The sequence below is a fragment of the Kitasatospora sp. NPDC001603 genome, assembly GCF_040298365.1.
In the GTDB taxonomy this organism is placed as follows: Bacteria; Actinomycetota; Actinomycetes; order Streptomycetales; family Streptomycetaceae; genus Kitasatospora.
The window spans coordinates 1-9,825 of record NZ_JBEPAA010000143.1 but is presented as its reverse complement, the minus strand read 5'-3'; the positions used below and the strand labels follow the sequence as shown (position 1 = coordinate 9,825).

General features: G+C 72.9%; 15 protein-coding genes. 7 read left to right on the top strand and 8 right to left on the bottom strand.

The features are described 5' to 3' along the window. Positions 1-63: 63 nt before the first annotated feature. Positions 64-267, bottom strand: a complete 204-nt coding sequence (locus ABT263_RS38010; protein ID WP_352298317.1) for a DUF397 domain-containing protein — start codon at positions 265-267, stop codon at positions 64-66. Then, on the bottom strand, positions 260-1,123 hold the full coding sequence (locus tag ABT263_RS38005) for a helix-turn-helix domain-containing protein (protein ID WP_352298314.1): 864 nt from the start codon (positions 1,121-1,123) through the stop codon (positions 260-262). The genes ABT263_RS38010 and ABT263_RS38005 overlap by 8 nt, the downstream gene beginning before the upstream one ends. Positions 1,124-1,454: 331 nt before the next feature. On the opposite strand from ABT263_RS38005, the gene ABT263_RS38000 reads away from it, so the two are divergent. The 4 genes from ABT263_RS38000 (at position 1,455) to ABT263_RS37985 (ending at position 2,886) form a co-directional block, all read left to right on the top strand. Then, complete coding sequence (locus ABT263_RS38000) at positions 1,455-1,829, top strand: ATP-binding protein (protein WP_352298311.1); 375 nt, start codon at positions 1,455-1,457, stop codon at positions 1,827-1,829. A gap of 55 nt (positions 1,830-1,884) precedes the next feature. Continuing rightward, positions 1,885-2,124, top strand: coding sequence for a hypothetical protein (locus ABT263_RS37995; protein WP_352298308.1), 240 nt, complete (start codon positions 1,885-1,887; stop codon positions 2,122-2,124). Continuing rightward, entirely contained in the window at positions 2,121-2,414 is a 294-nt protein-coding gene (locus tag ABT263_RS37990; RefSeq protein WP_352298305.1) for a hypothetical protein, read from the top strand. The genes ABT263_RS37995 and ABT263_RS37990 overlap by 4 nt, the downstream gene beginning before the upstream one ends. 103 nt (positions 2,415-2,517) lie before the next feature. Beyond that, positions 2,518-2,886: a VOC family protein gene (locus tag ABT263_RS37985; protein WP_352298303.1), complete on the top strand. Its 369-nt coding sequence runs from the start codon at positions 2,518-2,520 to the stop codon at positions 2,884-2,886. Between the two features lie 18 nt (positions 2,887-2,904). Here ABT263_RS37985 and ABT263_RS37980 read toward each other — a convergent pair whose 3' ends face one another. The 3 genes from ABT263_RS37980 to ABT263_RS37970 form a co-directional block, all read right to left on the bottom strand. Beyond that, positions 2,905-3,525 carry a potassium channel family protein gene (locus ABT263_RS37980; RefSeq protein WP_352298300.1) on the bottom strand — a complete coding sequence of 207 codons (621 nt, stop codon included), beginning with the start codon at positions 3,523-3,525 and terminating at the stop codon, positions 2,905-2,907. 129 nt (positions 3,526-3,654) lie between these two features. Next, the gene (gene tatA, locus ABT263_RS37975) at positions 3,655-3,969 is read right to left on the bottom strand and encodes a Sec-independent protein translocase subunit TatA (protein WP_352298297.1); all 315 of its coding nucleotides are present in this window, start codon (positions 3,967-3,969) and stop codon (positions 3,655-3,657) included. Positions 3,970-4,149: 180 nt separating this feature from the next. Beyond that, entirely contained in the window at positions 4,150-4,587 is a 438-nt protein-coding gene (locus ABT263_RS37970; protein ID WP_352298295.1) for a YidH family protein, read from the bottom strand. A gap of 143 nt (positions 4,588-4,730) precedes the next feature. On the opposite strand from ABT263_RS37970, the gene ABT263_RS37965 reads away from it, so the two are divergent. Continuing rightward, positions 4,731-5,618: a DUF3626 domain-containing protein gene (locus ABT263_RS37965; protein ID WP_352298292.1), complete on the top strand. Its 888-nt coding sequence runs from the start codon at positions 4,731-4,733 to the stop codon at positions 5,616-5,618. Positions 5,619-5,671: 53 nt separating this feature from the next. Here the strand turns inward: ABT263_RS37965 and ABT263_RS37960 are convergent, their stop codons facing one another. Then, complete coding sequence (locus ABT263_RS37960; protein WP_352298289.1) at positions 5,672-6,328, bottom strand: class I SAM-dependent methyltransferase; 657 nt, start codon at positions 6,326-6,328, stop codon at positions 5,672-5,674. 127 nt (positions 6,329-6,455) lie between these two features. Beyond that, entirely contained in the window at positions 6,456-8,054 is a 1,599-nt protein-coding gene (locus tag ABT263_RS37955; protein WP_352298286.1) for an MFS transporter, read from the bottom strand. 122 nt (positions 8,055-8,176) lie between these two features. Here ABT263_RS37955 and ABT263_RS37950 point away from each other — a divergent pair, with 122 nt between their 5' ends. Further along, on the top strand, positions 8,177-8,767 hold the full coding sequence (locus tag ABT263_RS37950) for a TetR/AcrR family transcriptional regulator (RefSeq protein WP_352298283.1): 591 nt from the start codon (positions 8,177-8,179) through the stop codon (positions 8,765-8,767). Between the two features lie 43 nt (positions 8,768-8,810). Here the strand turns inward: ABT263_RS37950 and ABT263_RS37945 are convergent, their stop codons facing one another. After that, positions 8,811-9,128 carry a cupin domain-containing protein gene (locus ABT263_RS37945; RefSeq protein ID WP_329488429.1) on the bottom strand — a complete coding sequence of 106 codons (318 nt, stop codon included), beginning with the start codon at positions 9,126-9,128 and terminating at the stop codon, positions 8,811-8,813. A 170-nt stretch (positions 9,129-9,298) separates the two neighbouring features. Here ABT263_RS37945 and ABT263_RS37940 point away from each other — a divergent pair, with 170 nt between their 5' ends. Next, positions 9,299-9,577 (top strand): hypothetical protein, encoded by a 279-nt coding sequence (locus ABT263_RS37940; protein ID WP_352298281.1) that lies wholly within the window; start codon positions 9,299-9,301, stop codon positions 9,575-9,577. Positions 9,578-9,825 lie beyond the last annotated feature (248 nt).

Below are 9,825 nucleotides of genomic sequence, written 5' to 3'. Positions count from 1 at the left end.
TTTGGGGGTTATTTGGGGGGGGCGGCCGCCCCGGGGGGGTCGGCGCGCCCCCCGCCGATGGGGTCAGGTCGTGGGGTCGGTGAGGTGGTCGAACTCGCCGGCCTTGACGCCCTGGAGGAACTTGGCGAACTTGAGGGGGGTGGTGCGGACGATGATCTCGCCGTCGTCTGACTCGCGTATTTCGACGAGTCCATCGACAGTGCGCACCTCGACGCATGCGTTACTTGAGCCCGAGTAGCTGGCTTTCTGCCAGACGGAGCTATCCATGTTTGCTCTCTATCTCCTTCACAATGGATCGGATGAAGTCTCGTGAGTCTTCTTCCGAGAGGGCCACGGATGCCATCCGGGCGAGGATTTCCCGGTAGCTTGCCAGCTGGGCGGGAGCATCGAAGAGCGGGCAGCCAAAGCTGATGTCAATCTGCACAGTGTCCAGTTCGGCTACTGGACCACCGATGTAGGTGAAGTTCTCGCTGGGGCCGGGCAGTGACTCGATGTCGAACGGCACAACTCGAACTGATACCCCAGAGCTCTCGGAATCCCGAATGAGGGTTTTGAGTTGCTCGGCAAGTACGGTCGGACCACTGAACTGCATGCGAAGTGCAGCCTCATGGACGAAGGCCGTGTAGGGCGTGGTGCCCGACCGGACAGTGCGTTGTCTGTTCAGCCGGAAGGCCATTCTGAGGTCGATGTCCGACTGCGGCAGCGGCGGGATCGCGCGAGCAAACACCGAAGCCGCGTAGGAAGGTGTTTGCAGCAGTCCGGGGATGAAGGTAATCGTGTAGGTAGAGATCCTGTCGGCATGGCTCTCGATCTCGGCCACGTCAAGCAGATCTGTGGTCAGGCTGGGGCGATAGTCCTCCCACCAGCCCTTCCCCCGCTCCCCGATCATCTCGGCGAGTGCGTCGATCAGAGCCTCGTTAGCGCACATGCAGGCTGCTGCGATCGCGCGTAGGCGCTCCACGCTGACGCCGGTCTTCCCGTTCTCCATCTGAGTCACCTGGGCAGGTGTCACCCCGAGCGTACGGGCAAGGTGACTACCGCCGAATCCGGCTTGCTCTCGCATCCTTCGCAGCTCGGCACCAATGCGGCGCTGCCGAAGGGTTGGGTTGGGGCGAAGGGCCATGGCGTCCTCTCTGCTGTGCTGAGGCCAGTCTGCCGCGCAGCTCGTGAACGGGTCCATCTGGGGGCATGGCGCCTCCCCGGGGCAGCATCCCACCGAAGAGGGAATCTTCTCGTTCGGGGCTTAAATTTCTGGCGACGTGCGCTACGGTCGTCTCACATCGATCCGATGGATCGTCAGTAACGCCTGTTCCCAGGGCAGTAGGCGCCTGCTGCCCGCGCACCGCAGAGCAGCCGTACGCGGCACTCCCAGTCCCGTTCCGGCCTGGCTCACGGCGACGAATCCGCCGGTTCCGCCACACCCACCCCACTCCACTTCACTTCGGAGGTCCCTCATGTGTGCCTTCACCCTGCCTGAACCGCCCGACTGGTCCGCCGCCCGCGAGGAGCTGCGCGAGGCCCTCGACCTCGCCGGCTGGCCCGACGACCTCATCCACGACGCCGAACTCGCCCTCTGCGAGCTCTACGTCAACGCCTGGCGCCACGGCGGCAGCCCCGCCCCGCTCGTCGTCGTCCTGCTCCGCGACCACACCCTGCGCGTCTCCGTCGCCGACGACAACCCCCACCTCCCCGAACCCCGCACCCCCGCCGACCCCTACGCCCTCTCCGGCCGGGGCCTGCACCTCGTCCGCTCCCTCACCCACCGCTTCGGCACCGACCCCCGCAAGCACGGCAAGCGCGTCTGGTTCGAGCTGGACGCCGCCGCGTGACCACCACCCCCGAACCCGACCCCCCACACCCCCGCGACACCGGAAGGAACCAGCCGTGGGAGTCCTGATCCCCCTCATCACCGAAGCGATCCACACTGAGCGCACCACCGTCGCCTACCTCACCGTCGAACCCGTCCCCGACGCCACCCTCCAGCTCCGCCTCGCCGTCGACCTCGACATCCACACCGGCCCCGGCGAACAGCTCGCCCTCCCCCTCACCCGCGACCAGGCCCACGACCTCCTCCACGACCTCGCCGCCCACCTCGGCCACCGCGTCCTCGGGATCCGCCGATGAGAACCGGCACCGCCAATTGCCTCGTCGGCGCGGCCCTCCTCACCCTCCTCGCCCTCGCCCTCACCACCGTCGCCCTCGGCGTCCTCACCACCCTCAAGATCAACCATCACCCCCAACCGCCCCCACCCCCGCCCATCACCCCCCACGGCCGCTGGGAACTGCGCACCCGCCCCGACGGCACCCACGAATACGCCTGGATCGCCCGCCAGGCCGGCCACTACGGCCCCGAAACCCACCACCGCACCCCACCGAAGAACCAGAAACCCGGACGCCACGCCATACCGCACTGACCGGACGCCCGTGCCGGGGCGATGGGCCATCCGCCCGTCGCCCCGGGCGACCCGGGTGGAATTCTCCGGTGGCCGTGGCCCGCGACCGGGCAGAATCGGGCCCATGTTGACCATCGGATCCATCGTGTTGGGTGTCGCGGACGTGCGGCGGGCCGTCGACTTCTGGACGGAAGCGCTGGGCTACGCGGCCCGCGACGAGGTCGAGGACCACTGGGCCGTCCTGGAACCCGCCGAGGGACCGGGCGTGCAACTGGCACTCGGCCTCAGCGAATCGCCCCTCCAGGAGCACCCCCGCGTCCACCTCGACCTGTACACGGCGGACGCCGCCGAGCAGGCGGCCGAGATCGAGCGCCTGCTCGCGCTCGGAGCCAGCTCGGTCGACTGGGACAGCTACCCCGAGGACCCGGACTTCGTCGTCCTCGCCGATCCCGACGGCAACCGGTTCTGCGTGATCGACACCAGCCACGGCTGACGGCCCGCCGGGCCCTCGTCAGTCGCCCTGTCCGTCCTGTTCGCCCTGCTCGTCCGCCCGGTGGCGGTGGCGGCGGCGGTGGAGGCCGTGCCGGTGCTCCCCGTCCTGCGCCCGGGGGATCCGGCTCTCCAGCCCGGTGCGGAGCCGCTGCGTCAGTGTCCCGGCGGCGGTCGCGAGGAAGACGAAGTTGTAGACGATCTGCAGGATCACCACCAGCCGGGGCCCCTGCCCGGCCGCCGTGATGTCGCCGTAGCCGACGGTGGCCATCGTGACGACGGTGAAGTAGAGCGCGTCGAGCCGGGTGTGCAGGCCGTCGAACTCGCCCACCGAGGCGGCCAGCACGTAGTACGTGCCCGCGAAGACGTTCATCGACAGGCAGATCAGCACGACCAGCCACAGCCCCGGCCGTCGGCCCGTCCCGCGCAGCAGGTCGAGGACCCGGCCCAGCAGCAGGCCGCTCAGCAGGGTCAGGACACCGGCGAACACGAGCCAGCTGAGGACCGGGCGGCGTTCGCCGAAGTAGCGCAGCGGCAGCGTGAAGTACGCGAGCATCAGCAGGGCGAACGAGCCGAGCAGCAGGAACCAGGCCCGCACGTCGACGCGGTGCTCCTGGGCGAGGGGGGTCGGGGTCGCGGACATCCCGCTCAGCCTGTCGCAGTGCCACCGGTCCCGCCCGCCGGGCTGCTCCGAACGGACCGGCCGGCCACGGCGGGGCCCGGACACGACGAAGCCCCCACCGTTGCCGGTGGGGGCTTCGTCGGAGAAGCCTCAGGCCGTGGTCGTGGTCCGGGGGGTCTCGGTGGCCTTGGTCACATTGGTCGGCGCGACCACCTGCGGGGCCACCGGCTGCTGCGGCGCGGTCTGCGCCTGCGGAGCAGCGGTGCTCTGCGCCGTACCCGGCGCGGCGGCGGCGTCCGCGGCCGGAGCCTCGTCCTCGCGCAGCGCCTTGGTCTCCGCCTTCAGGATGCGCATCGACTTGCCGAGGCCACGGGCCATCTCCGGCAGCTTCTTCGATCCGAACAGCAGGATTACGACAGCCAGCACCACCAGGAGGTGCCAGGGCTCAAGACCGTTCCGCAGCATCCCCGGCCACCGGTCCCTTCTTGTCTAGAGTCACGGGTGGGCAAAGCGCCCGACCTGGCCAGTATGCATGGCCGCGGAGGCGAACGTATACACCGGTCGGGAAACGCTGGTCAAAAACCAGGTGTTGACCAGGCGGATGGCGATTAGTCGCAGGCCCCGCGGTGAATTCCGGCCACCGGGTCAATTGCCGTATCCGATGATGAGGCCGCAGAACACCGCCGCCACCAGCGCCACCCCGACCGACAGCACCAGCAGGACCCGGGTGCCCGGCAGCGGCGCCCCGGCGCGGATCGCCGCCTCGACGCGGATCCACCGTCGGTACGCGGTGGCACCGAGCACCGCCCCGCCGAGGGCGCAGACCACGGCCAGGGCGATCCGCAGCGGCGCGGGGGCGACGTCGGGGGTCAGCTGGTCGACGGCGATGCCGCCCGCGAGCAGGCCGAGTGCCGTCCGGATCCAGGCCAGGAAGGTCCGCTCGTTGGCCAGCGAGAACCGGTAGTCCGGCTCGCCACCGCCCGGCGACCGCGCGCCGTCCGCCTCCGGCCCCGGCCCCGGCCCAGGCCCCGGCCCAGGCCCCGGCTCCGGCTCCGCCTCTCGCCCCGGCTCCCGGTCCGGCATCGGCCCTCCCGCCGCTCTCCCGGTGTTCCCGTCGAACCCCAGGCTGCCCTGGCACGCCCGGCCCCGCAGCTCAGGACCGGGCCGCCGTCCGTCCGGCGGGAACTCGGGTGCGGAGGGCGGCCGGCCTCGGCCAGACTGCCGCGATGAGCATCGACACGGCCGGCCCCGCGGCCCCCGGCCCCGCGACCCCCAGCCCCGCGACCCCCAGCCCCGCCCAGGAACGAGCGCTGCGGCACGTCACGTCGCTCGCCACCGGCGGCCCGCTCGCCGCCGGACTGCGCATCACCCTCAACTTCCACCCCAACCGGGCCGACGGCGGCCGGGACATCCTGGAGGCGCTCGCCCAGGACGGCGTCTACCGCTCCCAGTTCGTCACCGGTACCGGCAACGGCGGCTTGACCGCCCACCCCGGCGGCGACCGCTGGCGCTGGGAGAGCCGGATCTTCGGCGGCGCCTACGACGAGGCCCCGGCCGAGGAGCGCCCGGTGTACGGGGCGCTGGACTACCGGCGCAAGCCCGTCGGCGCGGCGCCCCGCTTCGGCTCGGCCCATCTCCGGCTCGCCCCGCACGCCCTCGCCCGGGCCACCTTCTGCTACCCGGACAGCTACCTCGACCCGTCCGACTTCGGCACCGCCGACCGGATGGCCCTGATCGCCCTCGCCGAGGCCGACGACGCGGACGAGCTGGACGACTACATCGAGGCCCAGGTGCACGGGCCGGTCCGGCTCGACAGGGACGTGGAGGCGGTGGTGCTGGACCCGAGCTACCGGGGCACCGCGGTCGAGGAGCGGGCCCGCCGGCTGCCGTGCCCGCTCGCCTGGCACCCCGGCCTGCGGCTGTCGACCGAGGAGCTGAGCCGCCACCCCGACTACCGGGGGCCCGAGTTCGTCGCCCTCGGCCTCGCGATCGCCGAGGACGGGCTGCTCGACCCGCGCGTCATCGGTGACGCCGTCCGCACCGGCCGGCACGATCCGCAGGCCCTCAAGCGGGTCTGGCACTACCTGGCGCGCTTCGGCTCGCCCGTCGAGTAGCCGGTCGGCCCGCGCTCCCGGCGGCGTCTGTCCGGTTTTGGGCCCCCGAGAGGTCAGCCCCCGGTCGGGTCGGTGTCCCGACGGGCCAGCAGGTAGCCCCGTCGGGTGGCCGCCTCCTCCGGGAGGTCGGCCCGCTCCAGCCGCGCCTCGACGGTGAACCCGGCCTCCGTCAGCAGGTCGGCGACCCGCTCCGACTCCAGGAAGTGGAAGTCGATGGCGACGGAGTGCCCCCACCACTCGTCCAGGCGCCGCACCTCGCTGCCGAGGTGGAAGGAGACCAGCAGGGTGCCGGACGGCCTCAGCACGCGCCGCATCTCCTCGAAGGCCGGCCGCAGCTCGCCCGTCCCGAGATGGATCACCGAGTAGAGCGCGACGGCGGCCGCGAACTCCCCGTCCGCCGCCGGGAGCCGCAGGAGGTCCCCCTCACGGAACTCGGCCGCGGGGTGATCCCGCCGGGCGATCTCCACCATCCTCGGCGACAGGTCGATCCCGACCACCGCCGCGCCGTGCCCGGCCAGCCACCCCGCGACGTGCCCCGGTCCGCAGCCCAGGTCCGCCACCGGCCCGCCCCGGGCCTCCTCCACCACGAGCCCGAGCAGCGCCCGGTCCACCGGCTTGTGGGCCAGCTCACCGCCGATCCGCCGCCGGTACTCCTCCGCGACGACGTCGTAACCGGCCCGGACCCGTTCGTGCTCAGCACTGTGTGACATGCCCGGCAGCCTGGCACGCCGGAGCCGGCCGGCGACAGCCTCCGAGCGGACTGGCGAGAGCCCCCGCCCGGGTGGGCGGGGGCTCTTGATGACGCGCGGGGCGGGTTGCTCCGATCAGCTTCTTCTCTCAGACGGCGGCGGGCTCGGCGGCCTTCCGGTCGGTGCCCTCGGCACCCCCGGCACCCTTGACGCCCTCGGTGTCGTCCGTGGCCGGCCGGGCGGGGAGGTGGGACATCAGGCGGTAGGCGAGGAGGGCGGCGCCGACCGCGAAGACCAGGCCGACCAGGGCGGCCACGTGCAGGCCGTCGGTGAAGGCGGCCCGGGCGGTGTCGAGCAGCTCGGTGCCGAGGCGGCCGGGCAGCTGGGCGGCGACGGTGACCGCCCCACCGAGGGTGTCCTGGGCGGTGCGGGCGGCCTCGCCGTCGATCCCGGCCGGGAGGGCGCCGTCCAGCCGGGACCGGTAGACCGCGGCGCCGGCCGCGCCGAGCAGGGCGATGCCGAGCGAGCTGCCGAGCTCGACCGCCGTCTCGGAGGTGGCGGAGGCGGTACCGGCCCGCTCGATCGGTGCGGCGGAGACGACCATCTCGGCGGTGAGCGTCATGGTGCCGACGGTGCCGGCGGCCAGGACCCCCGCCGCGGAGAGGATGAGGGCGAGCGGCGAGCCGGCGCCGACCTGGGTCATCATCGCGAAGCCGGCCGCGCCGATCAGGAAGCCGCCGGCCATCAGCACCGCCGGCCGGACCTTCCCGGCGAGCGCCGCGCCCAGCCCGACCGCCGCACCGACGCCCACGCTGGGGACGAGCGACCAGAGCGAGGCCGTCAGCGGGCTCATGCCCTTGACCAGCTGCAGGTACTGCGAGGTGAAGAGGGTGAAGCCCATCATCGCGAACATCGCGACCATGTTGACGCTGATCGCCCCGGTGAAGGCGCGGATCCTGAACAGGCTCAGGTCGAGCAGCGGGGCGGCGGCGGTGCGCTGACGGAGGACGAAGAGGGCGGCGAAAGCCAGCCCGACCGGGACGGCCGCGGCGGCGAGCGGGCTCCAGCCGTCCACCGCGAGGGTCTTGACGCCGTAGACCAGCGGCAGGATCGAGGCCAGCGAGAGGCCGGCGCCGAGCAGGTCGAAGCCGCCCTGCCGCGGGGAGCGGTACTCGGGCAGCAGGAAGGGGGCCACGACCAGCAGCAGGGCCATCACCGGGACGGCGACCAGGAAGACCGAACCCCACCAGAAGTGGGCCAGCAGGAACCCGCCGACGACCGGGCCCAGCGTGGCGCCGGTGGTGAGGACGCCGCCCCAGGCGCCGAGGGCGATCTGCCGCTGCTTGGGGTCGTGGAACATGTTCCGGATCAGCGCGAGGGTCGAGGGCATCACGGTCGCCCCGGCGGCGCCGAGCACGGCGCGGGCGGCGATCAGCTGGCCCGCGCCGTCGGCGTAGGCGGCCAGTACCGAGGCCCCGATGAAACCGGCGGCGCCGATCATCAGCAGCCGGCGCCGGCCGATCCGGTCGCCCAGCGAGCCCATCGTGATCAGCAGCCCGGCCAGCAGGAACGAGTACATGTCCATGATCCACAGCTGCTGGGTGCCGCTCGGCGCCAGCGTGGTGGAGATGTACGGGACGGCGAAGAAGAGCACGCCCATGTCCATGGTCAGGACGAGCGTGGGGAGCAGGAGGACGGCCAGGCCGATCCATTCGCGACGGCCTGCGCGGCCGGTGGTTGCGGTCATGGGGAAGACGGTACGGGCGTGTCAGACGCTTGTCTAGTACAAGCGTCTAAATCATTTGTCTCAGGCTTCCGTGTGAGACGAACGTGCAAGACATCTGTCCAGACAGGCCGTAGCATCGGGCCATGGGAAATCGTGAGGACCTGCTGGCCGGCGCCAAGCGCTGTCTGTACGAGAAGGGCTACGGGCGCACCACCGCCCGGGACGTCGCCACCGCCTCCGGCGTCAGCCTGGCGGCGATCGGCTACCACTTCGGCTCGAAGGAGGCGTTGCTCAACGCGGCGCTGATCGAGGCGACGGGGGAGTGGGGCGTCGCACTGGGCGCCGTGGTGGCGCGCGCGAACGAACTCGCGGACGGGCCGGAGGAACGGTTCGTCGCGGTCTGGGACGGGGTGAAGGAGACCTTCGTCGAGCACCGCGGCCTCTGGGCGGCGCAGTTCGAGGCGATGGTGCAGACCGACCGGGCACCCGAGCTGGCGGCGGCGCTCACCGCGGCGCAGAAGGGCGGGCGGCTCGGGCTCGCGGCACTGTTCCAGGGCCTCGCCGAGGTGCCGGACACCGAGGACGAACTGGCCCGCGGGATGTTCTACCAGGCGATGCTGGTCGGCCTGGCCGCCCAGTGGCTGGCCGCGCCCGAGATGGCGCCGACCGGGCGGGACTTCCTGCGCGGACTCCAGCTGGTCGCCCCCACCGTGCTGGGCGCGGCCGCGCCGTAGGCCGCCGTGGGCCGCTGTGGGCCGCGTCGTCCGGCGGGGGCGGCTACGCCGTGACCGCAGTCAGCAGCACCACCGAGTCGACGTGGGCCAGCAGCCCGTGCCGGTCCTGCGGGATCGGGTGCAGCTGGCCCGCCGACAGCTCCTGCAGATGCCCGGCGACGGTGAGCGAGACCCGGCCCCGCAGCACCTGGATGCTCGCGGCGGCGGGGGCGTTGTGCTCGTCCAGCGACGTTCCTGCGGTCAGCGCGATCACGGTCTGCCGCAGCACGCCGTCGTGCACCACGAGGTGGGCGCTGCGCCCGTGCGGGCTCTCGGTGGCCTTGGCCGCGTGCTCCACGGCGAGCTGTTCGAGATCGACCATCGGGTGTCCTCCTGGGCCTGCCTGCCGGGTCCGTCGCCGGGTCCGTCGCCGGGCCCCGCCTGCCGGGCCGTTCGCGGCGGCCCTGGGGCCAGCGTCGCGGACGGGCCCGGCTCCCGCACCCCGGAGCAGCTCGGCGTGCGGGGATCGCCGACTGCGCCCATGGTGGACGCATGGCGACCAATGACAGTTTCCTCAGTGGCTTCCAGGTCAACCGTTCGCTGCTGGCCGGCGGAGCGGTTCTCACGGGCATCGGCGCGGTGCTCGGCGCGGCCGGTGCGGCCATGGTGTGCGCGGCGCTGGCCACGGCCGGGCGTACGTGGATCAAGCGGTTGGAGACCCCGCCGACGGCGGTCGCGACGGCCGTCGCGCAGCGGGCGCTGCGCGAGGCGAAGGTGGCCTCGGCGGCCGGCTGGGAGGCCTGGCGCGCCGAGCACAGCTCGCCCAACTGAGCGGCCCCGGGCGCGGTCCGCGTGCCGTCCCGCTGGCCGCCGGTCCGCCCCGCCGCCCTCTCCACCGTCCCGCCGCGCCGCCCGGCTTCACCCGGGCGGCGCAACCGTCGTGACCGCGCGGGCGGGAGGAGCGGGGGGGGGCGGGGCGCGGGGGGGGGGGGGCCCCCGCCCCCCCCCGGGGGGGGGGGGGCGGCGGGGGGGGGGGGGGGGCGGCCCGGCGGGGGGGGGGCGCGGCGCCGCCCGCCGCC